Source organism: Agilicoccus flavus (assembly GCF_014857905.1).
GTDB lineage: Bacteria > Actinomycetota > Actinomycetes > Actinomycetales > Dermatophilaceae > Agilicoccus > Agilicoccus flavus.
Window position 1 is genome coordinate 92,334 of the sequence record NZ_JACYXE010000005.1, and the last position, 25,928, is coordinate 118,261.

Here is a 25,928-nt window from a genome sequence, read left to right on the forward strand (position 1 = left end):
GAACGCGGAGAAGCTGCCCGCCGGGTCCCGGCGGGCAGCTTCTCTGTGGAGCGTCGGTCACGCAGCGTCGGTCGAACGCAGTCAGTCGCCCGTGGTGAGGGCGACGGGGCCGTCCTCCGGCCCGTCCTGCGGGACCGGTGAGAGGCTGAGCGCGTCGGCGGCGGCGTCGAGGTAGACCGTGACGTGGTCGCCGTCGCGCACCTCCCCCGCGAGCAGCGCCCGGGCGAGCCGGTCGCCGATCTCGCGCTGGACGAGGCGGCGCAGCGGCCGCGCCCCGAACGCGGGGTCGAACCCGGTGATCGCCAGCCACTCGCGCGCCGGCTCGGTCACCTCGAGGGTGATGCGGCGCGCCGCGAGCCGGCCGGCGAGCGCGTCGACCTGCAGCTCGACGATCCGGGCCAGCTCCTGCGTGCTCAGCGGCTCGAAGACCACGGTCTCGTCGAGCCGGTTGAGGAACTCCGGCTTGAACGCCCCGCGCACCGTGGCGAGGACCGCCTCGTGCTTCGCCTCCGGCGTCAGCGTCGCGTCGATGAGGTACTGGCTGCCCAGGTTGCTCGTCATGACGAGGATGACGTTGCGGAAGTCGACCGTGCGGCCCTGGCCGTCGGTGAGGCGCCCGTCGTCGAGCACCTGCAGGAGGATGTCGAACGTCTCGGGGTGCGCCTTCTCGACCTCGTCGAGCAGCACGACCGAGTACGGCCGGCGGCGGACGGCCTCGGTGAGCTGACCGCCCTCGTCGTAGCCGACGTACCCGGGCGGCGCGCCCAACAGGCGTGCCGCACTGTGCCTCTCCTTGTATTCACTCATGTCGATGCGGACCATGGCCCGCTCGTCGTCGAAGAGGAAGTCCGCGAGCGACTTCGCCAGCTCCGTCTTGCCGACGCCCGTCGGGCCGAGGAAGAGGAAGCTGCCGGTCGGCCGGTCGGGGTCGGCGATGCCGGCCCGGCTCCGGCGCACGGCGTCGCTGACGGCGCGCACCGCGTCGGCCTGCCCGATGAGCCGCCGACCCAGGACCTCCTCCATGTGCAGGAGCTTCTCGGTCTCGCCCTGGAGCAGGCGGCCGGCGGGGATGCCCGTCCAGCTCGAGATGACGTCGGCGATGTCGTCGGCGCCCACCTCGTCGGAGACCATCGGCTCGCCCGCGGCACCGGCGGCCGACTCGGCGTCGCCGGCCTCGGACGAGGCCGCCGCGAGCTGCTTCTCGAGCTCGGGGATCTCGCCGTAGAGGACCCGGGACGCGCCCGCGAAGTCACCCTCGCGCTGGAGCCGCTCGGCCGTCATCCGCAGCTCGTCGAGCTGCGCCTTGAGGTCGCCGACCCGGTTGAGTCCGGCCTTCTCGGCCTCCCACCGGGCGGTGAGCCCGGCGAGTTCCTCGGAGCGGTCGGCGAGGTCGGCGCGGAGCCGGTCGAGGCGCTCCATGCTCGCCTCGTCGGTCTCCCGGGCGAGGTGCATCTCCTCCATCTTGAGGCGGTCCACCTGGCGACGCAGGACGTCGATCTCGACGGGTGAGGAGTCGATCTCCATCCGCAGCCGCGAGGCGGCCTCGTCGACGAGGTCGATGGCCTTGTCGGGCAGCTGACGCGACTGGATGTAGCGGTGACTCAGCGTCGCGGCCGCCACGAGCGCGGAGTCGGCGATGGCCACCTTGTGGTGCGCCTCGTACCGCTCCTTGAGCCCGCGCAGGATCGCGATGGTGTCCTCGACGCTCGGCTCCCCGACGTAGACCTGCTGGAAGCGTCGCTCGAGCGCGGCGTCCTTCTCGATGTGCTTGCGGTACTCGTCCAGCGTCGTCGCGCCGACGAGCCGCAGCTCACCGCGCGCGAGCAGCGGCTTGATCATGTTGCCCGCGTCCATCGAGCCCTCGCCGGTCGCGCCCGCGCCGACGATCGTGTGGATCTCGTCGATGAACGTGACGACCTTGCCCTCGGACTCGCGGATCTCGGTGAGGACGGCCTTGAGGCGCTCCTCGAACTCGCCGCGGTACTTCGCGCCCGCGACCATCGAGCCGAGGTCGAGCGCGATGAGGCGCTTGTCGCGCAGCGACTCCGGCACGTCGCCGGCGACGATGCGCTGCGCGAGCCCCTCGACGACGGCCGTCTTGCCGACGCCGGGCTCGCCGATGAGCACGGGGTTGTTCTTCGTGCGGCGGCTGAGCACCTGCACGACGCGGCGGATCTCGTCGTCCCGGCCGATGACGGGGTCGAGCTTGCCCTCGCGCGCGGCGAGGGTGAGGTCGGTGCCGTACTTGGCGAGGGCGTTGAACTGGTCCTCCGGGTTCTCGGTCGTCACCTTGCCGCCGCCGCGCATCTGCGGGACGAGGCGGTCGATGGCCTCGGCGTCGAGGCCGAACTCGCCGGTGCGCGCGAGCGCGAGGAGCATGTGGTCGGTCGAGACGTAGGAGTCGCCCATCGACTCCATGATCTGGCGGGCCTGCTCGAGCACGGTGAGGCCGGAGCGGGACAGCGTGGGCTGGGTCATCGACGACCCCTGCGCGCTGGGCAGCTTGCGCAGGGCGGCCTCGGCGGCGCGGCGCGCGGCGAGCAGCGAGCTGCCGGAGGCGTCGAGCAGCGGGCCGGTCGTCGTCTCGGGCTGCTCGGTGAGCGCGAGGAGGAGGTGGGCGGGCTCGACGTGCGGGTGCCCGGCCGCGGCGGCCGAACGGGTCGCCGCGGAGAAGGCCTCCTGGGCCTTCGTGGTGAGCTGAAGGTTCATGGTGGGGCGGCTCCTGGTCCGTCGGAATGATGTCTGCTCAGGACAACCGGCTCGAAGTTGCGTCTATTCCGCTCAACTCTGGGTCATCCGCCCTGCTCATCGAACGCACGCCGCCCCCTGACACCGGGGTGGCAGGGGGCGGCGCATCGCTGGGGGAACCGGTCAGATGCCGCCGTCGCGGCGACGCTCGGCGGCCCGGCGGACCTCCTCCTCGCGGGTCAGGCCCGACCCGCCGGCCTCGCGCAGGCCGCCGGAGTGGGCGCCGCGGTCGTAGGTGCCGTCCTCGCGGGCCCCGTGGCCGATCCGGTCGTCGTCGCGACCCACGACGCGCTCCTCGTGGCGCAGGTCCCGCTCGTCGCGGCCCACGGCGTGGTCGTCGCGGCGCAGGTCGTGGTCGCCGCGACCCACCGCGCGGTCGTCGTGGCCGACGGCGCGCTCGTCGTGACGGTCGGCGGCGCGGTCCTTCTTCGCCAGCTCGGCGCGCGTCTTCTCGAGCTCCTTCTCCTGCGCCCGCTGCTGCTTCTCGAGGTCGCGGCGCTCGCGGTGGGTGCGGTAGCGGCGCTTGCCGGCCGACGTCATGAGCCAGATGCCCAGCAGCAGGAGCAGCACGGCCGCCGCACCCATGAGCATCATGGTCAGCGGGGTCAGGGAGAGCGTGTTGTTGAACATCTCGACGGTCGAGGCCTGCGCCCCCGCTGAGGACGCCACCCAGAGGCCGGCTCCGGCGACGATGAGGGCGATGAGGATGAGCAGGACGCCGAGGACGGCCATGGCTACTCCTTCGTCGGTCCGGCCGAGGGCCGGCCGTGGTTGTGGGAGAGGTCGGGAACGCTGGGACAGTACCCATTCGACCCCCCGCCACTCCCCCGCACCCGCAGGCGCGCCGGACCACCCGGCCCGCGACGTCTCCCGGGAGGAAGATCCGTACGGACGACATCGACCGCGGCGCCGATCCCATCGGCCCAGGTCACCGGGGTGCGAGTCCGCGCACACCGCGATCCATGTCGTCCGTACGGTTCTTCGATCCTCGGGACCGTCTCTCGGCCCGCCCGTCATCCGGCGAAGATCGTCACCGCCTCGGCGACGGACTCCGACAGGGCGACGACGCGGGATCGCAGCTCGCGGTAGGCGCGGACGTCGGCCTGCGAGGCGATCGTGGGTTCCGAGTCCTGCCCGGCGGGCAGGAGGGCGAGGCCGGCCAGCGGCGAGTCGGCGCGGCCGAGCCCGTACAGCGCGAGGGCCGCGGCGCCGAGGGCCGAGCCCTCCGCCCCACCGGTGACGGTCAGCGGCCGGGCGAGCGCGGAGGCGAGCACGACGCGCCACAGCGCGGAGCGGAACACCCCGCCCGTGGCGCGCACGGACTCGACGGGGTGGACGGCGTCGAGGTCGTCGAGGATCGTCGACATCTGCAGCGCGACCCCCTCGATGGCGGCGCGCACGAAGTGGCCGCGGGTGTGCGAGCGGCGCACGCCGAGGTACGCGCCCGGCAGGTCGGGGTTCCACAGGGGGGCCCGCTCGGCGAGCAGGTACGGAAGCATGACGAGCCCGTCGCACCCGACGGGCACGGAACGCGCCATCGACAGCAGCTCGGCGTCGACATGCGCGTCCTCCTGCCCCGCCCGCGCCTTGAGCAGGTCGCGAGCGAAGACGTCGCCGCACCAGCGGACGACGACGCCGCCGTTGCTCACGGCGCCCCCGACGACCCACGTCTGCTCGGTGAGGGCGTAGCAGAACAGGCCGCCGCCGTGGTCGACGACCGGCCCGTCGACGGCCATCCGCAGCGCGCCGCTCGTGCCGAGGGAGAGCCCGACCACACCGGGCGTCAGCGCGCCGGTGCCGAGGTTGCCGAGGGGTCCGTCGCCGGCGCCGAGCACCACCCCCGTGGCCGTCGGCAGCCCGATGCGGGCGGCGACGGACCGGCTCAGCCCGAGCGCGGAGGTGGTCGGCAGCACGGGCGGGAGCTGCTCGTACTCGACGCCGGCGAGCTCGAGCGCGGTCGGGTTCCAGTCGCGGGTCGTCAGGTCGAGCAGGCCGGTGCCCGACGCGCACGACAGCTCGGTGGCGAGCGTGCCGGTCAGCGCCTGGATGATCCAGTCCTTGAGCCCGATCCAGCTCGTCACCTTCGCGCACAGCTCGGGCTCGTTCCGGCGGAACCACATGAGCTTCGCCAGCGGCGAGAACGAGTGAACCGGCGTCCCCGACACGCGGTGCAGCTCGGCGGCGCGGGGGTCGGCGCGCAGCTCGCGGGCGATGTCGCCGGCCCGCGAGTCGGCCCACGTGAGCAGCGGCGTCAGGGGGCGACCGCCGGGCCCGAGGCCGATGAGCCCGTGCATCGCCGAGCTGAGCGAGATGGCGACGACCTTCGCGCCGCCGGCCGCCTCCGCGGCCTCCGAGAGGGAGGCCATCACGGCGGCGAGCACGACCTGCGGGTCCTGCACCTCCCATCCGGGCTTGGGGTGCAGCAGCGGGTACTCGCGGACGACGGTGTGCCGCCAGGACGAGTCGATGCCGAACGCCGACGCCTTCGCGGCGGTCGTGCCGACGTCCAGGCCGATGACGACCTCGGCGGGAGGCAGGACCACGTCGTCTTCGCTCATGTCGCCGATTCTCTCCCGTTCAGCTCCTCCGCGAGGGCGAACACCTCCTGCGACAAGGCGCGCGCGTCCTCGCCGTCGAAGCCGAGGTGCGCGACGACCGCCGAGGCGGCCTGACGCAGCGGGCCCGCGACGAGCGGGGCGAGCGTGTCGGCCTTCGGGTCGGTCACGGGCGCGCCGACGCCGCGCAGGTGCAGCAGCCACGCGGCCACGACGCGGGAGGCCGCCGTCGTCGGCTCCCCCGCGGCGCGGGCGGCGCGCAGGACGGGCACGATCCGGATGGGCAGCTTCTGGCTGCCGTCGGAGGCGATCTGCGCGAGCAGGTGGCGGATGCGCGGGTTCTCGTACCGCTCGACCAGGGCGGCGCGGTACGCGTTCACCTCGTCGGCTTGCAGATCGAGATGGCCGCCGGCGAGGTCCCACCACGCCTCGACCCACCCGCGCACCTGCGGGTCGGCGATCGCGTCCGCGACGGTCGCGTGGCCGAGGATCGTCGCCGCGTACGCCATGAGCGAGTGGGAGCCGTTGAGGAGCCACAGCTTGCGCGTCTCGAAGGGGGTGATGTCGTCGACGAAGCGGGCGCCCGCGTCCTCCCAGGCGGGCCGGCCCGCGGCGAACTCGCCCGCGAGCACCCACTCGGTGAACGGCTCGGTGACGACGAGGGCGGGGTCGTCGACGCCCCCGCCCTCACCGCCCCCCACGACGCCGGCCGCGTCTCCGTCCACCTCGCCGCCACTCGCGAGGGCCGCGCGGTCCTCGTCCGTCGTCCGCGGGGTGATCCGGTCGACCATCGTCGTCACGACGGCGATGTTCTCGTCGATCCACGCGGCGAGGTCCTCGTCGACCGCGTCGGCGAGGTCGAGGACGACGGCGCGGACCATCTCGCCGTTGTCGGGCACGTTGTCGCACGGCACGAGGGTGATGGGGCCGGCGCCGGCGGCGCGGCGCGCGGCGAGCCCGGCCACGAGGCGCCCCGGCGCGGTCCGCACGTCGGCGCGCGGGTCGGCGGCGAGCGCCTCGATGTCGGCGGCCACCTCGGGGTCGTCGCGGTCGAGGCCACCCTCGGGCCCGCGGCGGTAGCCGGCCTCGGTGATGGTGCTCGTGACGAGGACGACCGCCGGGTCGGCGAGGTGGCCGCGCCACGCCTCGAGGTCGTCGCCGGGATGGACGGCGGACAGCGACGAGATCACCTCGGTCCGGTCGCCGTCGGCCGCGCGGATCGCGAGGGTGTAGAGGCCGTCGGAGGGGGCGAGGTCCTCCGCGACGGCCGGGGAGCGGCCCGTGAACGCGGCGATGCCCCACTCGCCGGCGTCGCCGGCGTGCTGCGTGTACCAGGCCTGGTGGGCGCGGAAGAAGTTGCCGGCGCCGAGGTGGACGTGGCGGACGGGGGCGGCGCGGCGGCCGTCGGTGGCGCGGGACAGGCGGCGGGACGTCGTGGGGCTCACAGCTTGAACACCTTTCGGGGCTGGTCAACGACGAGGGCGCGGGCGATGTCGGCGGCCTCGTCCTCGGCGAGTCGGTGGTCGACGACGAGTTCGGCGAGGTGTCCGGCGTCGAGGCGCCTCGCCATGTCGTGCCGGGCGGGGATGGAGCAGAACGCGCGGGTGTCGTCGATGAACCCGCTCGTGCGGGTGAACCCGGCCGACTCGGTGACGGCCCGGCGGAAGCGGCGGATCGCGTCGGGCGCGTCGATGAACCACCACGGCGCGCCGACGTACAGGGCGGGGTAGAACCCGGCGAGCGGGCCGAGCTCCCGGGAGTACACGGTCTCGTCGATGGTGAACACGACGAGTTTCAGGTTCGGATGCGTGCCGTACCGCGCCAGCAGCGGCTGCAGGGCCCGGGTGGCCTCGACGGCCGTGGGGATGTCGACGCCGACGTCCGCGCCGTACGCCTCGAACGTCCCGGGATGGTGGTTGCGGGCGACGGCCGGGTGCAGCGTCATCGTCAGCCCGTCGTCGCAGCTCATCCGCGCCATCTCGGCGAGCATGTGCCGCTGCAGGGCGCGGTGCTGCGCGGGGGTCGCGCTCCCGGCGCGGGCGGCGGCGTAGACCCGCCGCACCTCGGCGTCGTCGAGGACGTCGGTGCGCAGGTCGGCGTGGGAGTGGTCGGTCGAGACGGCGCCGTGGGCCCGGAAGTGGGCGCGGCGGTTCTCCATGGCGGTGACCCAGCCGGCCCAGTCGCCGGTGTCCGCGCCGGCCGCCTTGGCGAGGGCGTCGGTGAGCGCGTTCCAGTCGGGGCGGCCGGGCTCGAGGAACCGATCGGGTCGGAACGTCGGCGCGACCCGGGTGCGCACGGCCGGGTCGGCGGCGATGGCCGCGTGGTCGGCGAGGTCGCCGAGCGGGTCGTCGGTCGTCGCGAGGACCTCGATGTCGAACGCCTCGAGCAGCGCCCGCGGCCGGCTCTCGGGGCGGGCGATCCAGGCGGCGATCCGGTCGTAGAGGCGGTCGGCGTTGTCGGCGTCCGGGCGTTCGTCGATGCCGAAGATGCCGGCGAACTCGTCCTCCAGCCAGTACCGGACCGGCGTCCCCGCGTACACGCCCCAGTGCTCGCAGAGCAGCCGGAAGGCGCGCCGGGAGGCGGCCTCGTCGAGGTCGCCCTGCCCGACGCCGAGGTCGGCCAGAGGCACCCCCGAGGCGTGCATGAGCCGGTTGACGTAGTGGTCGGGGGTGATGAGCAGCGACGTCGGGTCGCGGAACGGGGTGTCGTGGGCGATCCAAGCCGGCGGCACGTGCCCGTGCGGGGAGATGATCGGCAGGTCGCGCACGTGCTCGTACAAGCGCCGCGCCACCTCCCGCGTGCCGGGGTCGGGCGGCAGGAGCCGGTCGGGGTGGAGCGTCAGCGGAGCCGTCATGCCCCGCATCGTCGTCGGCGGGCGTCGGCGCGGCCAATCGGTTGCCGGATGTTGCGGCGTCACCGGCGCGCGCTCAGGCCCCTGCCGTGGTCCCACTCGACTCGGGATCCGGGGCGGCGAGGGGTCCCGCCACGACGCCCCTCCTGCCGATCCGCCTGTCGCGGAGCGGGATCCGCCATGCAGGACAACCGACCAAGTTTTTCTGGACGAAAGACTGATACAGCCGTCCTGGACGCCGATGAGAGGGGTGTCCGGCGGGAACCGACCCAGCGGAACGCGACACCGAGCACGACCCGGAGGCAGGGGGCTTCCGGTGACACCGAACAGGGGACACACCATGAACGCCACCGCGACCACCACGACCACCGTCACCAACACCGTCACCACTCAGGCCGAGCTCCTGGCCCTCATGTCCTTCGGAGCCCCGGAGCTGGTCTCGCGGGAGTGGGCCGACGCCCGCGCCCTCGAGTACGTCATGGCCTCCGGCTGCTGCGCGACCTGCCTGTCCGACGGCGCCGGCCCGCTGCCGGGCGACGACGCCGCCGACCTGGCCGCCTGCCCCACGTGCGGCGAGCGCTCGGTCGAGTGGACGCTGGCCCAGGAGATCGACGAGCGCGTCGCCGCCCTCGCCGGCCTCAGCGCCCTCGACGCGGCCCTGCAGGCCTGAGCGCGAGCCGCGCCGAGACGGGCGCGCGACGCCGAAAGGCCCCGCCGAACAACCGAGCCAGGGGGACGGTCGATCGGCGGGGCCTTTCCGCCGTCATGGGGGACCCCGCCCTCGTCGACGTGACGCGGAGCGGCGCTCGGCCTCGTCCCCGGCCCGGGCCTCGGGGTCAGATCGGGGCAGGGGCGGGCACCGAACACGACCGAACAGCGCTCACCGCGACACGGGGAGCAGGTCGATGTCGCACCTGGGACCCGTGGCCCGGAACAGGCCTCCCCCGTCACGCCGACGGCGACTCTGTCGCGGCGACCCGATCGACGCTCGGGCCGCACGCGGGTGGCAACTCGTGGCAACCCCTCCCCCGGGCGGGCCGAGCCGTGATGACGTGGCGAGCATGTGGACCCTGTCCGGCTTCGCCGACGAGATCGATCCCGACTTCGCGACCCAGTGCGCGCACGTGCGCGACCTGGGGCTGAGTCACCTCGAGTTCCGCAGCGCGTGGGGGGTGAACGTCCTCGACCTCGACGCCGAGCAGCGGGCCCGGGCGCGCGGCATCCTCGCCGAGCACGGGCTGGCCGTCAGCTCGATCGGCTCCCCCATCGGCAAGATCGGCATCACCGAGGCGTTCGAGCCCCACCTGGCGCGCTTCCGCCACTGCCTCGACGTGGCGGAGGAGTTCGAGGCCCCCTTCATCCGGCTCTTCTCCTTCTTCGTGCCCGAGGGCGACGACCCGGCCTCGCATCGCGACGAGGTGATCGCCCGGTCGCGGGCCTTCGCGCAGGCCACGCACGACCACCCCTACGGGTCGCGGGTGACGCTGCTGCACGAGAACGAGAAGGAGATCTACGGGGACACCCCCGTGCGCTGCCTCGACCTCATCGAGAGAGTCGCCGACCCGGCCTACCGCCTCACCTGGGACCCGGCGAACTTCGTCCAGGTGGGCGTGGCCCGCCCGTTCGACGAGGGGTACGCGGCCCTGCGCCCGCACGTCGTCTACCTGCAGCTCAAGGACGCCGTGGCCGGCTCCGGCGAGGTCGTCCCCTCCGGGGAGGGCGACGGTCAGGTCCGCGAGACGATCCGCGCCCTGGCCGCCGACGGCTTCGACGGCTTCCTCTCGCTCGAACCGCACCTCGCCACCCAGGACAGCTTCGGCGGGTTCTCGGGCGCCGACGAGTGGAGCCGCGCCCACGCCGCGCTCGTCGGCATCCTGCGCGAGGAAGGGATCGAGTACCGATGAGCACCCCCACCCTGACCATCGTCGGCGCCGGCGTCATCGGCCGGCACCACGGCAACGTCGTCGACGAACTGGGCGGCGCGATCGAGCTGGCCGCCGTCGTCGACCCCGTCGAGGAGCGGGCGGAGCAGGTCGCGGGCCCGCGCGGCGCGCGCACCTTCCCCGACCTGCGCAGCGCCCTGGAGCAGGCGCAGACCGACCTCGTCGCCGTCTGCACCCCCACCGGCACGCACGGCGAGCTGACGATCCAGGCACTGCGCGCCGGGCGCGACGTCGTCGTCGAGAAGCCCGCCGAGATCACCCCGGCCAAGATCGACGAGGTCATCGCCGCGCGCGACGAGAGCGGCGGGTTCGTCTCCGTCATCAGCCAGCACCGCTTCGACCCCTCGACGCGGCTGCTCCTCGACCGGATCGCCGCCGGGGAGCTCGGCACCCTCGTCTCGGGGATCGCCTCGATCGACTGGTACCGCAGCCAGGGATACTACGACTCGGGGAACTGGCGCGGCACGTGGGAGCTCGACGGCGGCGGCGCCCTCATGAACCAGGGCGTGCACACCGTCGATCTCCTCGTGGCCGCGTTCGGGCGCCCGGTCGAGGTCACGGCCTACACGGCCACCCTCGCGCACGAGCGGATCGAGGTGGAGGACACCGCCGTCGGGGTCGTCCGCTTCGAGTCCGGCGCGCTCGGCGTGTTGCACGCGACGACGGCCGTGTACCCCGGCCTGTCGGCGCGGCTGCACGTCCACGGCTCGCGCGGCAGCGCGGTCATCGACGACGACGCGCTCACCTTCCTGCACGTGACGCCGGCGGGCGTCGACCTCGACGGCCCCGACTACGGCGGCAGCCGGGCCGGCAACCAGGCGGCCGACCACCCGGAGGCGTCCTCGCCGCCGCCGCGCGCCGCGGGCGCCGACCCCTCCGCCCTGTCGCAGGCCCACGTGTGGCAGTACGAGAACATCCTCGCGGCCCGCCGCGGCGAGGAACCGCTCGTCGTCGGCCTCGAGGAGAACCGGCGCAGCGTGGCCCTCATCTGCGGGGTCTACGAGAGCGCCCGCACCGGCGCGCCGGTGCGGCTGTGAGCGCCGCCGCACGGGTGGCCGTCAACCCCATCCCGTACTGGGCGCGCCCCGACGGCGTCGACAAGCGGCCCGAGGTGTTCGAGGAGGCGTTCGAGGACTACCGACGCATCGGCATCCGGGCCGTCAAGGCCGACGTGCCCGACGGGATGTCGGCGGCGCGCTACCGCGAGTGGATCGGGTCGTACGGCCTGGAGCCCGCGATCAGCACCGTCATGGCACCGCTGCGCGACGAGGACCCGGCCGGTGGCGCGGGCACCGACGCGGCGCCGGCCCCCGGCGGGGCCGACCGCCTCCGCCGGTTCGCGGCCGACCAGCTCGAACTCGGCAACACCGCGACGATGGTCATCGCCCCCATGACGCCCGACCGGACCGCCGCTCCCCCGTCGACCCGCGGCGCCGACCTCGACGCCCGCCGGATCGAGGCGACCACCCGCGGGCTCGCGGCCGTGTGCGACGTCCTGCGCGGCGAGGGCCTCTTCCCCGCCCTGCACCAGCACGTCGGGAGCCTCGTCGAGTCCGAGGCCGAGACCCGCCACGTGCTGGAGACCCTCGGGGCGGAGCGGATCGGGTTCGCCCCCGACTCCGGCCACCTCGCCTGGGCGGGCGCCGACCCCGCCGCCCTCGTGGGCGAGTACGCCGACCGGGTCGTGGGAGTGCACGTCAAGGACGTCTTCCCCGACCACCTCGGCGGGACTCCGACGCTGGACTACCACGCCGTCGGCGCCACGCGGCGGCTCTGGGCCGAGCCGGGCCTCGGGGTCGTCGACCTCACCGCCTTCCTCGCCGCCCTGCCCGCGGGCTTCGACGGCGACATCATGATCGAGGTCGACGTGCCCAGCGTCGAGAGCCGGTACGAGTCGGCGCGCATGGCCCACGAGTGGGCCGTCGCCCGATTGGGGGCCGCGTGAGCCCCGGGCGGCCGGATCCCGCCTCGGGTCCCGCCGGCGCGCCCGGTACCACACCCACCGAGGAGGGCGTCGCCGGCGACGCGGACGCCCCGGCCACGTCCGGCGCCGGACCGATCGGTCGGACCGGGCGGTCCGTGGACGACCGCTCCGAGGCGGCCGCCGGCGTGCCGACCGATCGGTCGAAGCAGCCCGCGCCGTCGGCGGCGAGGTCGACGCACCCCCGGCGCCGCGTCGCGGTCGTCGGCCTCGGGGACATCAGCGCCCTGCACCTTGCGGCGATCGCCGACCTGCCCGACGCCGATCTCGTCGCCGTGTGCGACACGGACGCGGCCCGGTGCGCCGAGGTCGCGGAGCGGCTCGGCGTGCCGGGGTTCGCCTCCCACGGCGAACTCCTCGAGCGGGTCCGCCCCGACGTCGTCCACGTGTGCACCCCGCACGCGACCCACGGACTCGTCGGGACGGACGCGCTGGCGGCGGGCGCGCACGTGCTCACCGAGAAGCCCCTCGACGCCACCCTCGCGGCCGCGCGCGCGTTCGCGGACGCGGCCCGGGCGGCCTACGCGTCGGCGGGGAGGAAGACCGGCGTGTGCCTCCAGAACCGGTACAACGCGACGACCCTCGCGCTGCGCGACGCGCTCGCCTCGGGCGAGTTCGGGTCACCGGTCGGGGCGCGGGCCGGGCTCTGGTGGCACCGCACCCCGGAGTACTACGCCGCCGCGCCGTGGCGCGGGACGTGGGCCGGGTCGGGCGGCGGCGTGCTCATGAACCAAGCGATCCACACGATCGACCTCCTGGGCCTCCTCCTCGGCCCCCCGCTCGAGGTGGCCGGCCACGCGGCCACCTACGGGCTGCCCGTGGAGGTCGAGGACACGGCGGCGATGTCGCTGCTCCACCCGGGCGGGCTGCGCAGCACCCTGACCGCCACCAACCTGCACGCCTCGAACGCGCCCGTGCTCCTCGAGGTGGGCACGACCCGCGGCGCGCTGCGGATCGACGACGGCACCCTGACCTGGCACCCGGCCGCGGCCGGTGCGGCGATCGAGCTCGCGGCCGAGCCAGCCGTCGACGGCGCGCGGGCCTACTGGGGCGCCTCGCACGGCGCCCTCATCGTCGACTTCCACGCCCGGCTCGCCGACCCCGAGCCGTTCTGGATCGACCCCGACGCGGCCCTGCCCTCCCTGGCCGCCCTGCGCGAGGTCTACGCCGCCTCGGGGCTCATCGACCCCCGGGACCGGTGACGGCGCCGGCCGCCAGCCGTTCGCGGGCGTCGCGGCCGCGGCGGCCCGCCTCGATCGTGCCCGTGGCGGCGGCGAGCCCGGTGCGGGCGCCCTGACCGTAGAATGTCTCGACGCCGCCGGGCGGCACGACGAACGTCTCGTGCCAGATGCCCACGGCCCCGGGGTGGGTGCGGGCGGCCCGGTTGAAGGCGCGCCAGGCGGGCAGGTGCGCGTGGTCGGCGGCGTGCGCGTAGCGGTAGAGGTCCTCGACGCTGCGCCAGTACTGCACGACCCACGGCCCGGACCCGCCCACCAGGGTCGAGGCCCCGAGGAAGCCGAGGTCGTCGGCCTCGCCGCGCGCGGCCGCCGCCTTGTTGCGGGACAGCTCCGCGATCATCCTCGGCATGGCGACGAAGACGGGCCACCACAGGTCGGGGCGGTGCGGCTTGCGTATCGTCATCCCGATGTGGAAGACGACGAGCCCGCCGTCGTGCGCGTGCGTGGCGGGGGCGTGCGGGGCGGCGTCGGGGCTGCGCTGCGGGGACTGAGCGGACACGGTCGACTCCTCCTACTGGATACTGTGACTATCCAATCTTGGGTAGCGGTACTATCCAATGTCAAGGGGTGATGACCGATGCGGATCTCTGCGCTGGCGGAGGCGACGGGCGTGAGTGTCGCGACGCTGAAGTACTACCTGCGGGAGGGGCTGCTCCACCCGGGAGCGGTCCGCTCCCGGACCCAGGCCGACTACGACGAAACCCACGTCGAGCGGGTCCGGCTCGTCCGCGCGCTCGGCGACGTCGGCGGCCTCGACCTCGCGACGATCCGACGGGTGCTCGCGACCATCGCGGAGCCCGACGTCGAACGCGTCGGGATCCTCGGGGCGGCCCAGCGGTCCCTGCTCGGCGAGGCGTTCGTCGAGATCGACGACGCCCCCGGCGAGCTCGACCCCGACTCGCCGTCGCGCGCCCGACGTTTCGCCGCCGCGCGCGGCTGGCGCATCGACCCCCGCGACCCCGTCCTCGACGACCTCGACGCCGCCTGGGACGCGTGCGACGCCGCCGGCATCGGCGTGGACGAGGCCCGCATGTCGGCCTACGCCGACGCCACCGAGACCGTCGCCGAGGTCGACGTCGCCTCCGTCCCGCGCGAACCCGCCGCCGCGGTCCGGCAGGTCGTCCTCGGGACCGTCCTCGTCGACCCTGTCCTCGCCGCGCTGCGCCGCCTCGCCCACCAGCACGTGGCCGTCAGCCGCGAGACGCCGCCGTCCTGACCCGAGGCGGCGACGCCCCCGGCGGGCGGTCGGGCGACGGGGCCCGCGGTGCAGCGCGTCCGGGCCCACGCCCTCGTCGCGCGGACGCGACGCCCCTTCGACCGCAGCCGCGCTGGCATGCTGTCGGTCATGGACGAGCGACTCCACCCCACCCTGCGCCCCGCCTTCGACGAGGTCCTCGCCCGCAATCCCGGCGAACGCGAGTTCCACCAGGCCGTCTTCGAGGTGATGAACAGCCTCACCCCCATCGCCGACCAGCGACCCGACTACGCCCAGTGGTCGGTCCTGCAGCGCCTGTGCGAGCCCGAACGCCAGATCATCTTCCGGGTGCCGTGGGTCGACGACGCCGGCAGCGTCCGCGTCAACCGCGGGTTCCGGGTCGAGTTCAACTCGGCCCTCGGCCCGTACAAGGGCGGGCTGCGTTTCCACCCGAGCGTCAACGTCTCGATCGTCAAGTTCCTCGGCTTCGAGCAGATCTTCAAGAACGCCCTCACGGGCCTGCCCATCGGCGGCGGCAAGGGCGGGTCGGACTTCGACCCCAAGGGCAAGTCCGACGGCGAGGTCATGCGCTTCTGCCAGTCGTTCATGACCGAGCTGTACCGCCACCTCGGCGAGTACACCGACGTCCCGGCCGGCGACATCGGCGTGGGCGGGCGCGAGCTGGGCTACCTCTTCGGGCAGTACAAGCGCATCACCAACCGCTACGAGTCCGGCGTCCTCACCGGCAAGGGCCTGTCGTGGGGCGGGTCGCAGGTGCGCACGGAGGCCACCGGCTACGGCACCGTCTTCTTCGCCGAGGAGATGCTGCGCACGCACGGCGAGGACTTCGAGGGGCGCCGCGTCGTCGTCTCCGGGTCCGGCAACGTCGCGATCTACGCGATCGAGAAGGTGCACGAGCTCGGGGGCACCGTCGTGGCCTGCTCCGACTCTGGCGGGTACGTCGTCGACGAGAACGGCATCGACGTCGATCTCGTCAAGGACCTCAAGGAGAAGCGCCGCGGCCGCCTCACCGAGTACGCCGCCGAGAAGGGGGTCGATCACGTCGACGGCGGCTCGGTCTGGGACGTGACCTGCGACATCGCCCTGCCCTGCGCGACGCAGAACGAGCTCGACGCCGATCACGCCACGCGCCTCGTCGCGGGGGGACTGCGGCTCGTCGCCGAGGGCGCGAACATGCCGTGCACGCCGGAGGCCGTCGAGGTGTTCCGCGAGGCCGGGGTCCTGTTCGGACCGGGCAAGGCGAGCAACGCGGGCGGCGTCGCCACGAGCGCGCTCGAGATGCAGCAGAACGCGAGCCGCGACTCGTGGACCTTCGAGGAGACCGAGGAACGGCTGCGGCACATCATGCGCACCATCCACACGCAGTGCGTCGAGACGGCCCGGGAGTACGGCCACGAGGGCGACTACGTCGTCGGCGCCAACCTCGCCGGGTACATCAAGGTCGCCGACGCGATGGTGGCGATGGGCGTCATCTGAGGGCGGGTCCGGACCTCCCGGCCGCCGGGACCGCCCGGGAGGAGGGGCCCCGACAGGCCCCGACCGGCCCGGGCCGGCCCGGCAAGCCCCCCGAAGCTGCGTGACGTCCGCGCGCACCCCGGAACGTGCGGCCGGGGTCAGTTCCCCCGGAGGCGGTCGAGGCGGCGGCGGTCGCGCTTGGTGGGGCGGCCGGCGCCGCGCTCGCGGGCGGCGACGACGGCGGGCCGCTCCTCCCGCGGCGGGGGCGGGGGCGACTCGTCGAGGTAGGCCGCGGCCGCGATCGGGGCACCGACGCGCTTGGTGAGCAGGGTGCGCGCGACGAGGATGCGCGGGTAGGGCCCGCCCGTCACGGTCACCCGGTCGCCCACCCGCACGGGCGCCGACGCCTTGACGCCCGCGCCGCCGATGCGCACGTGACCCGCCCGGCAGGCGGCGGTGGCCTGCGACCGGCTCTTGAAGACGCGCACCGACCACAACCACACGTCGACGCGCACGCTGCCCGGTTCGGTCATCGTCCCAGCGTAGGAGGCCCCCGCGCCCGCGCCGACGACGCGCCCCCGGCCTAGCCTGGAGGCAAGGACGGCACAGACTCGTCGCCGCCCGCCCGTGCTCGACACCCCCAGCGCCGGAGGAACAACACATGTCACAACCCGGATCGCACGACTCGGACGTCATCGGAAACGGTGGCGAACTGCACCAGGCGCCTGCCCCCGACGGGCCCGTCATGACGACCGCCCAGGGCGGCGCGATCTCCGACGACCAGAACTCGCTGCGCGTCGGCGACCGCGGCCCCACCCTCATCGAGGACTTCGCGTTCCGCGAGAAGATGTTCCACTTCGACCACGAGCGCATCCCCGAGCGCGTCGTCCACGCCCGCGGCTACGGCGCGCACGGCACGCTGGAGACCCTCGAGGCGATCCCCGAGCTGACGATGGCGGCCCCCTTCCAGGAGAAGGGCACGAAGACGGAGGCGTTCGTCCGCTTCTCGACCGTCGCCGGCAACATGGGCTCGGGCGACGTCGCCCGCGACGTGCGCGGCTTCGCCGTGAAGCTGTACACGAGCGCGGGGAACTGGGACATCGTCGGCAACAACATCCCCGTGTTCTTCATCCAGGACGCGATCAAGTTCCCCGACCTCGTCCACGCGGTCAAGGAGGAGCAGGACCGCGGGTGGCCCCAGGCCGCGAGCGCGCACGACACGTTCTGGGACTTCATCTCCCTCATGCCGGAGTCCACGCACATGATGTTGTGGGCCATGTCCGACCGCGCCATCCCGCGCAGCTTCCGCTTCATGGAGGGCTTCGGGGTCCACACCTTCCGCTTCGTCAACGCGGAGGGCAAGACCTCGTTCGTCAAGTTCCACTGGAAGCCGAAGCAGGGCCTGCAGTCGGTGGTGTGGGACGAGGCGCTGAAGATCAACGGCGCCGACCCCGACTTCCACCGCCGCGACCTGTGGAACGCGATCCAGAACGGCGACGCCCCGCAGTGGGACCTCGGCGTGCAGGTCTTCGACGAGAAGTTCGCCGAGTCCTTCGACTTCGACGTCCTCGACGCGACGAAGATCATCCCCGAGGAGCTCGTGCCGGTGCGGACCATCGCGCGGCTCACGCTCGACCGCGTCGTCGACAACGTGTTCGCCGAGACCGAGCAGGTCGCCTTCATGACGCAGAACGTCATCCCGGGCATCGACTTCAGCAACGACCCGCTGCTGCAGGGCCGTAACTTCAGCTACCTCGACACGCAGCTCAAGCGCCTCGGCAGCACGAACTTCACGCAGCTTCCGGTCAACGCGCCGCGCTGCCCGGTCGCGCACTTCCAGCGCGACGGGCACATGCAGACGAGCCACCAGCAGGGCCGGGCCAACTACGAGCCCAACTCGTTCTCGGGCGCCGACCGCGGGCCGCGGGCCGACAACGCGCGCGGCTTCGCGACGGTGCCGCGCGAGGAGTCGGGCCAGACGCTGCGCATCCGCGCGGAGTCGTTCGCCGACCACTACAGCCAGGCGAACCAGTTCTGGCGCAGCCAGACGCCGGTCGAGCAGGAGCACATCGTCGCGGCGTTCACGTTCGAGCTCGGAAAGTGCGAGATCGAGGACATCCGCACCCGGATGCTGTCGAACCTGCGCAACGTCGACGACGAGCTCGCGCAGCGCGTCGCCGACGGCCTCGGCATGCCCCTGCCCGAGGCGAGCACCCCGGCCGCGGCGCCGCGGCATGACCTGCCGACCTCCGACGCGCTCTCGATCCTCAAGAACGGCCCGACGTCGTTCGCGGGTCGCAAGATCGGCGCCCTCGTCTCGAACGGGACCGACGCCGACGCCGTCGCCGCGCTCGGGGCGGCCGTGACGAAGGCGGGCGCGATGCTCGAGCTCGTGGGCCCCGTCGTCGGAGGCGTCACGCTGTCCGACGGCAGCGCGTGCAAGGTCGACCACGGGGTCGACGGGGCGCCGTCGGTGCTCTTCGACGCCGTCGCCCTCCTGCCCTCGGCGGAGGGGGCCGCGGCCCTGGCCAAGCGGGCGAGCGCGAAGAACTTCGTCACCGACGCGTTCCACCACTACAAGTTCATCGCCCACGACGAGGGCGCCGCGGCGCTCATGGCGGCGGCCGGGGTCGAGCCCGGCGCCGACGGCGGCGTGGTCGCGCTCGGCACGGCGAAGGACGCCTCGGCGTTCGTCGACACCTGCGCGGCGCTGCGGTTCTGGGACCGCGACATCCAGCCGTGACCTGATCACGCGCGCGGTCTGCTGCGATCGCACGACCCACCGGGGCGGCCTCCACGACGGAGGCCGCCCCGGTGGCGTTCCCGGGCCCGTCCCGGCGCCCCGTCCCAGCGACCCGTCCCGGGAGCAGAGTTCGGGCTTGACCCTCACGCGACGTGATGGCCCACGGTAGAGCCATGACCGAGACGAACGGCGACCAGGACGCGTGGACCGTGGGGCAGGTGGCGGAGCGGTTCGGGGTGACCCGGCGCACGCTGCACCACTACGACGAGATCGGTCTCGTCGTCCCCGGCGAGCGCAGCCGGTCGGGCTACCGGCTCTACACGGCGGCGGACCGGACCCGCCTGCAGCACGTCGTCGTGTACCGGCGCCTCGAGTTCGGGCTGGACGTCATCGCGCGTCTGCTCGACGAGCCCGAGGACGTCGCGGCGCACCTGCGTCGCCAGCGCGCCGCGGTCATGTCCAGAGTCGAGGAGCTGCGCGGGCTGCTCGGCGCCATCGACGACGCATTGGAGACGACCATGACCGACCAGAGCATGACCCCTGCCCAGCTCAAGGAGCTCTTCGGGGACTCCTTCGACGAGAGCTACCAGGCCGAGGCGCAGGAGCGCTGGGGCGACACCGACGCGTGGGCCCAGAGCCAGGAACGGCAGCGCAGGTGGACCAAGGCCGACTGGCAGCGCATCAAGGACGACACCGACGCCCTCGAGGCCGACGTCGCCGACGCGCTCGACCGCGGGGTGCCCGTCGACTCGGACGAGGCGGCGGCGCTCGCGGAGCGGCACCTGGCCTCGATCCGGGTCCACTACGACTGCGGGCACGAGATGCAGCGGAACATCGCGGCGATGTACGTCGACGACCCGCGGTTCGCCGCGCACTACGACGCGCGACGGCCCGGCCTGGGCGTCTACCTGCGCGACATCATCGCGGCCAACGCCGCGCGGCACGGCGTCGCCTGACGCGTCGACCGTGTCGGCCGACCGGCCGGACCTTCGAGGTCCGGCCGGCCGGTCGTCGTGCCGGCCTCCGGCGTCACCGCGGGCCGACCTGCGCGCCAACCCGCGGCAACGCCTTGCCCGCGCGGCCGGCCCGTGGCTGACTGGCGCCATGAGCGACGCGAGCATCCCGTGCACCCTGGTCGGCGGCCCCCACGAGCACGTGTCGGCGGAGGCGCTCGACGTCCTCGTCGCTGGGTCGCTGGCCGGGCTCGACCTCGACGGAAAGAGGGTGTGCCTCGTCGTCCCCGACGGGACCCGGTCGTGCCCGCTGCCGCTGCTGGTGGGCACGCTGCACCGTCACCTGCACGAGCGCGTCGCCGAGCTCACGGCGGTCATCGCCCTCGGCACCCACTCCTACATGGAGCCCGACGAGATCGACCGGCTGTTCGGCGTCGGCGGCACCGCCCCCGACGGCTCGCCGCAGCCGGCGACGCTCGCCGACGCCTACCCCGGGATGCGGGTCGTCAACCACGAGTGGGCCGACCCCGCGCAGCTCGTGCAGGTCGGGCGCATCGAGGCCGACCGCATCCACGAGCTGTCGGGAGGGCGGCTGCGCCGCGGGGCCGACATCGTCATCAACCGGCACGTCGTCGAGGCCGACGTCTCGATCGTCGTCGGGCCGGTGTTCCCGCACGAGGTCGTCGGCATCTCGGGCGGCAACAAGTACTTCATCCCCGGCGTCGCCAGCCAGGAGTTCATCGACATGACCCACTGGGTCGGGGCGCTCATCACGAGCTACGACATCATCGGCACGACCGGGATCACCCCGGTGCGGGCCATGATCGACGAGGGCTCCGCGCTCATCCCCACGCAGCGGCTCGCCCTGTGCTGCGTCGTCGAGTCGGGGACCGGCGAGCTGGAGGCCGCCGCGTTCGGCACGACGCAGGACGCGTGGGCCGCGACGGCGCAGATCGCCGCGCAGACGCACGTCACCTACGTCGACGAGCCGTTCCGGCGCGTGCTGGCGGTCATGCCGACGCGCTACGAGGACATCTGGACCGCCGCGAAGGGCTTCTACAAGACCGAACCGGCCGTCGCCGACGGCGGCGAGGTCGTCATCTACGCCCCGCACATCACCGAGGTCTCCGAGACCCACCCCGAGATCTACGAGATCGGCTACCACTGCCGCGACTACTTCGTGGCCCAGTGGGAGGCGTTCGAGCACATCCACTGGGGCGTCCTCGCCCACTCCACGCACATGCGCGGGCAGGGCACCTACGACGCCGCGACGGGGCAGGAACGCGCGCGCATCGGGGTCACGCTCGCGACCGCCATCCCCCGCGAGACGTGCGAGCGGATCGGCGTCGGCTACCGCGACCCGGCCGACATCGACGTCGACGCGTGGCGCGCCGAACCGGACGTGACGGTCATCGACAACGCCGGCGAGATCCTCTTCCGCGTCCGGGACACATCGGCCCCGTCCACCTCGTGAGAGGTCGTTTCTTCCCGCCGAGCGCGCGCGCCGGCCGGGACGACGTGTCGTCTCACGACGTGGCTCGGGGGGCGGCCGGCGTGGCGGTCGACTCGCGCACCACGAGGCGCGTGGGGACGACGACCGGGTCGGGGCGCTCCCACGTCGCGCCCCGGTGCAGCGCGATGACGTTGCGGACGGCGGCCTGGCCGAGGGACTCCAGGGGCGCGCCGACCGTCGTCAGGCCGGGCGTGATGAGGTCGGCCGCGAAGATGTCGTCGAAGCCGACGACGCTCACGTCGCGCGGCACCTCCACGCCCAGCCGCGCGAGGCCGCGGATGATGCCGATGGCGACGAGGTCGTTGTAGGCGAGCACCGCCCCGAGCCCCCGCTCCACGACCGCCTGCGCCGCCGCCTCCCCACCCTCGACGAACGGCCGGAACGGGCCGAGGCGGACGTCGGCGATCTCGAGCTCGTGGCACGCCTCCCGCACGGCCCGCCAGCGGGTCCCGTCCGCCCACGACGCCTCCGGGCCGGCCGCGTACCCGATGCGCGTGTGCCCGAGGGTGGCGAGGTGCTCGACGGCGCGGCGCACCCCGCGGGCCGTGTCGGGCACGACCGACGGGAGGCCGGACACGTGCCGGTTGAGCACGACGACGGGCAGCGTCTTGCCGATCGTGCGCAGGTCGGTGTCCGAGAGGCGAGAGCTCGTGATGACGAGACCGTCGACGAGGGGCAGGGTGCGCTCGAGCATCTGCCGCTCGATCTCGTCCGACTCCTGCGCGTCGGCGAGAAGCATCGTGAACCCCGCCGCGGCGGCGGCGTGCTCGGCCCCGCGGATGATCGGGAAGTACACGGGATTGGCGACGTCGGAGATCGCGAGCGCGATCGTGTCGGTCCGCCGCGCGCGCTCGAACCGCTCGACGGTCTCGCTGCGATACCCGAGCCGGTCGGCGACCTCCCGGATCGACCGCGCCGTCCGGGAACTGACCCGGCCGGGCCGGCTGAAGGCCCGCGACACCGTCGACGCGCTCACACCCGCCTCGCGCGCGACGTCGTAGATCGTCACGCGCGCCGTCCCACCGGGAGCCGCAGGCATGGTGGCGACTATAGGGCCGCCCCGCCCCCGCGCCCGGGCCGGAACGCCGGCGACCCGGCCGGGCGCCTCCAGGGGAGGGCCCGGCCGGGTCGGATCGTGCCGGCTGCGCTCAGACCTGCGGCGCGTCGACGATCTTCCCGTCACCGCCGATGAGGTGCCCGGTCTGCGCCTTGCGCGTCTCCGTCTCGTTGCGGATGCGGCGGAACACGTCGTCGGTCAGGGGGTACTTCCAGAAGACGAGCATCGCGATGACCGCGACGATGGCGGGGATGAGGCCGATCGTGCCCTTGATGGCGAGCATCGCCGACTCGGGCTGCTCGGGGGCGCCGGCGACGTATCCGGCGATGTAGAGCATCCACCCGCCGATGAGGCCGCCCAGGCTCTGCGTGAGCTTGCGGGTGAAGGAGTAGAGCGCGTACGTCGCACCCTCGGTGCGGTGCCCGTTCTTCCACTCGCCGTACTCGACCGTGTCGGCCTCGAGACCGAACATGGCGACGTTGATGATGCCGGCGCCCACGCCCTTGATCGCGAGGAAGAGGAGCGCCAGGAAGATCGCGCCGACGGGGGTCAAGAAGAGCGCGACCCCGCCGACGACGGTGAACACGCCGCAGTACTGGAACAGGTTCTTCTTGCCGAACCTTTCGATGAACCAGGGCAGGAACGGGGTGACCGCGAGCTGCACACCGGAGTTCACGAGGACGATCCACGTCGCGTAGGAGGTGTCGCCGAGGAAGTACCGCGCGTAGTAGGCGGAGATGGGGCCCACGGCGTAGACGCCGGTGAGGTAGAAAAGGCTCGCCAGGCAGAGGATCTGGAGGGGCCGGTTCGCCTTGAGGGCGCCGAAGGTCTCCCGCAGCGTCACCCGCGCCTCGGTGCGGACGACGGCCTCCTTGCAGTTGAGGAAGACCATGAGGAAGCACAGGCTGCCGAGCAGCACGAACCACAGGGTGATCTGGGTGAAGACGCCCTGCATGTCGGCCTGGAGCTGCGCGAGCTGCGCCTGCGCCGCGGCGTCCCCCGCCTTGGCCGGTCCGGCGACCGACTTGATCTGGTTCTGGATCGCCGCGATGCGCGGCGCGATGACGGCCGTGAGGAACACCCCGGCGGCGGCGCCGCCCCACAGGCGCCAGGCGACGAGCTTCCCGCGCTCCTTGACGGACTGCGTCATCGCCGACGCGAGCGAGCCGTAGGGGATGTTGACCATCGAGTAGAAGAACCCGAGCAGCGCGTACGTGAGGTAGGCGTACAGCAGGGCCGGTCCCTGGTTGCCGTTCCACGCCTGTTCCTTCAGCCCGTCCGGCACGTAGAACGTGAGGAACGACAGGAACATCAGGGGGACGGCGCAGAAGAGGATGAAGGGGCGGAACTTGCCCCACCGGGTCATCGTCCGGTCGACGATGCGCCCCGCGATGAGATCGGCGAACGCGTCCCAGAGGCGCACGACGAAGAACATCGTGCCGATGGCAGCAGCGCCGAGCCCCGCCACGTCGGTGTAGTAGAAGAGCAGCCAGGTGACGGTCAGGTTGAACGCCAGGTTGCACCCGAAGTCGCCCAGCATGTAGCTGAAGAGCGTCTTCGGGGTCATCTTCTTGAGCGCACCGTGGTCGTCACGTGGCGTTACGGCATCAGTACTCATGGGGACCGTCCTCACGACAGGGGCATCGTTGCCTTGCGGGCCAGTCAAGGTCGCGGGCACCTGAGGCGACCACGTGTTGCCAGGAGTTGCCGGGGCGGGTCCGGACCCGACGCGCTCGCGGCCCCGCCCTGGCAACCCGCGGCAACCCCTGGGCAGGGCGGGCGCGCGGAGACGAGAGTGGCGCCCGACGCACCATCGCCCGCCGCAACCGCCACCGTCGCTCGACGTCGAGAGGACCCGCCATGCTCCGCCCCCAGGACAGCGCCACCCGTGAACGCAAGAACCTCGACGGAGTGTGGGACTTCCGCCTCGACACCGGCGCCGTCGGGCGCGACGAGCGCTGGTTCGCCGCCCCGCTCGACGACGCGCGCCCGATGGCCGTGCCCGCGAGCTTCAACGACCTCGTCACGGACTCGAAGACGCGCGAGTTCTTCGGCGACATCTGGTACCAGCGCACCGTCCGCGTCCCGCGCGGCTGGGCCGGTGAGCGGATCCTCGTCCACCTCGAGTCGGCGACGCATCGGGCGACGGTGTGGGTCGACGACGTCGAGGTCGTCTCGCACGAGGGCGGCTACCTGCCCTTCGAGGCCGACGTCACCGACCACGTGACCGCCGGGAGCGAGTTCCGGCTCACCGTCTGCGTGAACAACACCCTGTCGTTCCGCTCCATCCCGCCGGGCGTCATCGAGGACACCCCTGCCGGCCGCACGCAGCTCTACTGGCACGACTTCTTCAACTACGCCGGCCTGCACCGGAGCGTCTGGCTGTCCGCGGTCCCCGCCGACCGCGTCGACGACGTCACGGTCGTCACCGGGTTCGCCGACGACGCGCGCACCACCGGGACGGTCGACGTCACGGTCGCGACCACCGGCGACGGCGGCGACGTCGAGCTCGTCCTGCGCGACCCCGCGGGCCGCACGACGGCGATGGCGACCGCACCCGTGACGGCCGGCCCGACCCGGCTCGAGGTGCCGGACGTGCACCCGTGGGGCATCGGGGACGGATACCTCTACGACCTCGAGGTGCGCCTGCTCGGCGAGGGGGGCGACCTGCTCGACAGCTCGCACCTCAAGGTCGGCGTGCGGACGTTCGAGGTCGACGGCACGCGGCTGCTGCTCAACGGGGAGCCGGTGCACCTCACGGGCTTCGGCATGCACGAGGACCACGTCACGGTCGGCAAGAAGCACGACCCGGCGCTGATGATCCGCGACTTCGAGCTGCTCCGGTGGATCGGCGCGAACAGCTTCCGCACCTCCCACTACCCGTACAGCGAGGACGTCCTCGACCACGCCGACGCGGCCGGCGTCCTCGTCATCGACGAGACCCCGGCCGTCGGGCTCAACATGGGCCTCGGCGGCGGGATCTTCGGCGGGCAGGGGTACACCACCTTCTCCCCCGAGACGATCGGCGACGAGACCCGCGAGGTGCACGCGCAGGTCATCCGCGACCTCGTCGCCCGCGACAAGAACCACCCGAGCGTCGTCATCTGGTCGATCGCCAACGAGCCCGAGAGCGAGACCCAGGGCGCCGAGGACTACTTCCGGCCCCTCTTCGACGTCGCCCGCGAGGCGGACCCCACCCGCCCGGTCGGCTTCGTCAACGTCATGCTCGCGCCGCACGGGCAGTGCCGGGTCACCCAGTTCGCCGACCTCGTCATGCTCAACCGCTACTACGGCTGGTACGTCCACACCGGCGACCTCGCCGGCGCCGAGCGCGCGATGCGTGAGGAGCTCGGGCTGTGGGCCGGCGACGGCAAGCCCGTGCTCATGACCGAGTACGGCGCCGACACCTACCCCGGCCTGCACCAACTGCCCGCGCGGCCGTGGAGCGAGGAGTACCAGACCGAGCTGCTCGACATGCACCACCGGGTCTTCGACGACATCGACGCGATCGTCGGGGAGCAGATGTGGAACTTCGCCGACTTCGCGACGACGTCGGGGATCATGCGGGTCGGCGGCAACAAGAAGGGCGCGTTCACCCGCGACCGCGAGCCCAAGGCCGTCGCCCACCTGCTCCGGCACCGCTGGACTGCGGGGCGCGACCAGTAGGGTTTCGAG

Annotated in this window: 20 protein-coding genes; 11 read left to right on the forward strand and 9 right to left on the reverse strand. The window is 73.2% G+C overall.

From position 1 onward, the window contains the following. Positions 1-81: 81 nt before the first annotated feature. The 5 genes from clpB to uxaC form a co-directional block, all read right to left on the reverse strand. Positions 82-2,709, reverse strand: a complete 2,628-nt coding sequence (clpB, locus tag ICW24_RS09160; protein ID WP_226345420.1) for an ATP-dependent chaperone ClpB — start codon at positions 2,707-2,709, stop codon at positions 82-84. A gap of 162 nt (positions 2,710-2,871) precedes the next feature. After that, entirely contained in the window at positions 2,872-3,480 is a 609-nt protein-coding gene (locus tag ICW24_RS09165) for a hypothetical protein (protein WP_226345421.1), read from the reverse strand. Positions 3,481-3,761: 281 nt separating this feature from the next. Continuing rightward, on the reverse strand, positions 3,762-5,306 hold the full coding sequence (locus ICW24_RS09170) for a gluconokinase (RefSeq protein WP_226345422.1): 1,545 nt from the start codon (positions 5,304-5,306) through the stop codon (positions 3,762-3,764). Continuing rightward, the gene (locus ICW24_RS09175) at positions 5,303-6,748 is read right to left on the reverse strand and encodes a mannitol dehydrogenase family protein (protein WP_226345423.1); all 1,446 of its coding nucleotides are present in this window, start codon (positions 6,746-6,748) and stop codon (positions 5,303-5,305) included. Before ICW24_RS09175 ends, ICW24_RS09170 begins: the two co-directional genes overlap by 4 nt. Beyond that, positions 6,745-8,157, reverse strand: a complete 1,413-nt coding sequence (gene uxaC / locus ICW24_RS09180; RefSeq protein ID WP_226345424.1) for a glucuronate isomerase — start codon at positions 8,155-8,157, stop codon at positions 6,745-6,747. The genes ICW24_RS09175 and uxaC overlap by 4 nt, the downstream gene beginning before the upstream one ends. A 337-nt stretch (positions 8,158-8,494) precedes the next feature. Here uxaC and ICW24_RS09185 point away from each other — a divergent pair, with 337 nt between their 5' ends. From ICW24_RS09185 to ICW24_RS19700, 5 genes are all read left to right on the forward strand, one after another. Next, on the forward strand, positions 8,495-8,824 hold the full coding sequence (locus ICW24_RS09185; RefSeq protein ID WP_226345425.1) for a hypothetical protein: 330 nt from the start codon (positions 8,495-8,497) through the stop codon (positions 8,822-8,824). A 391-nt stretch (positions 8,825-9,215) separates the two neighbouring features. Beyond that, a complete protein-coding gene (locus tag ICW24_RS09190) occupies positions 9,216-10,058 on the forward strand; it encodes a sugar phosphate isomerase/epimerase family protein (protein WP_226345426.1) in 843 nt (280 codons plus the stop codon). After that, on the forward strand, positions 10,055-11,134 hold the full coding sequence (locus tag ICW24_RS09195; RefSeq protein ID WP_226345427.1) for a Gfo/Idh/MocA family protein: 1,080 nt from the start codon (positions 10,055-10,057) through the stop codon (positions 11,132-11,134). The genes ICW24_RS09190 and ICW24_RS09195 overlap by 4 nt, the downstream gene beginning before the upstream one ends. Continuing rightward, complete coding sequence (locus ICW24_RS09200; protein WP_226345428.1) at positions 11,131-12,042, forward strand: sugar phosphate isomerase/epimerase family protein; 912 nt, start codon at positions 11,131-11,133, stop codon at positions 12,040-12,042. The genes ICW24_RS09195 and ICW24_RS09200 overlap by 4 nt, the downstream gene beginning before the upstream one ends. Positions 12,043-12,176: 134 nt before the next feature. After that, entirely contained in the window at positions 12,177-13,280 is a 1,104-nt protein-coding gene (locus ICW24_RS19700; RefSeq protein ID WP_226345429.1) for a Gfo/Idh/MocA family protein, read from the forward strand. On the opposite strand, the gene ICW24_RS09210 is transcribed toward ICW24_RS19700, so the two are convergent. Continuing rightward, on the reverse strand, positions 13,258-13,815 hold the full coding sequence (locus tag ICW24_RS09210) for a DUF4188 domain-containing protein (RefSeq protein WP_226345430.1): 558 nt from the start codon (positions 13,813-13,815) through the stop codon (positions 13,258-13,260). The genes ICW24_RS19700 and ICW24_RS09210 overlap by 23 nt on opposite strands. Positions 13,816-13,893: 78 nt before the next feature. Between ICW24_RS09210 and ICW24_RS09215 the strand changes: the two genes are divergently transcribed. Together ICW24_RS09215 and gdhA are read left to right on the forward strand one after the other, a co-directional pair. Beyond that, positions 13,894-14,532 (forward strand): MerR family transcriptional regulator, encoded by a 639-nt coding sequence (locus tag ICW24_RS09215; protein ID WP_226345431.1) that lies wholly within the window; start codon positions 13,894-13,896, stop codon positions 14,530-14,532. A gap of 129 nt (positions 14,533-14,661) precedes the next feature. Then, positions 14,662-16,008: an NADP-specific glutamate dehydrogenase gene (gene gdhA, locus ICW24_RS09220; protein WP_226345432.1), complete on the forward strand. Its 1,347-nt coding sequence runs from the start codon at positions 14,662-14,664 to the stop codon at positions 16,006-16,008. Positions 16,009-16,145: 137 nt separating this feature from the next. Here gdhA and ICW24_RS09225 read toward each other — a convergent pair whose 3' ends face one another. Continuing rightward, positions 16,146-16,520, reverse strand: coding sequence for an RNA-binding S4 domain-containing protein (locus tag ICW24_RS09225; RefSeq protein WP_226345433.1), 375 nt, complete (start codon positions 16,518-16,520; stop codon positions 16,146-16,148). Positions 16,521-16,648: 128 nt separating this feature from the next. Between ICW24_RS09225 and ICW24_RS09230 the strand changes: the two genes are divergently transcribed. The 3 genes from ICW24_RS09230 (at position 16,649) to ICW24_RS09240 (ending at position 21,157) form a co-directional block, all read left to right on the forward strand. Beyond that, positions 16,649-18,730, forward strand: coding sequence for a catalase (locus ICW24_RS09230; RefSeq protein ID WP_226345434.1), 2,082 nt, complete (start codon positions 16,649-16,651; stop codon positions 18,728-18,730). A 173-nt stretch (positions 18,731-18,903) separates the two neighbouring features. Further along, positions 18,904-19,686 (forward strand): MerR family transcriptional regulator, encoded by a 783-nt coding sequence (locus tag ICW24_RS09235; RefSeq protein WP_226345435.1) that lies wholly within the window; start codon positions 18,904-18,906, stop codon positions 19,684-19,686. Positions 19,687-19,834: 148 nt separating this feature from the next. Then, positions 19,835-21,157, forward strand: coding sequence for a lactate racemase domain-containing protein (locus tag ICW24_RS09240; RefSeq protein WP_226345436.1), 1,323 nt, complete (start codon positions 19,835-19,837; stop codon positions 21,155-21,157). Positions 21,158-21,209: 52 nt separating this feature from the next. Here the strand turns inward: ICW24_RS09240 and ICW24_RS09245 are convergent, their stop codons facing one another. Together ICW24_RS09245 and ICW24_RS09250 are read right to left on the reverse strand one after the other, a co-directional pair. Then, positions 21,210-22,235 (reverse strand): LacI family DNA-binding transcriptional regulator, encoded by a 1,026-nt coding sequence (locus tag ICW24_RS09245; protein WP_226345437.1) that lies wholly within the window; start codon positions 22,233-22,235, stop codon positions 21,210-21,212. Positions 22,236-22,344: 109 nt separating this feature from the next. Beyond that, positions 22,345-23,871 (reverse strand): glycoside-pentoside-hexuronide (GPH):cation symporter, encoded by a 1,527-nt coding sequence (locus ICW24_RS09250; protein WP_226345438.1) that lies wholly within the window; start codon positions 23,869-23,871, stop codon positions 22,345-22,347. A gap of 242 nt (positions 23,872-24,113) precedes the next feature. Between ICW24_RS09250 and uidA the strand changes: the two genes are divergently transcribed. Beyond that, positions 24,114-25,919 (forward strand): beta-glucuronidase, encoded by a 1,806-nt coding sequence (uidA, locus tag ICW24_RS09255; RefSeq protein WP_226345439.1) that lies wholly within the window; start codon positions 24,114-24,116, stop codon positions 25,917-25,919. Positions 25,920-25,928: the final 9 nt, after the last annotated feature.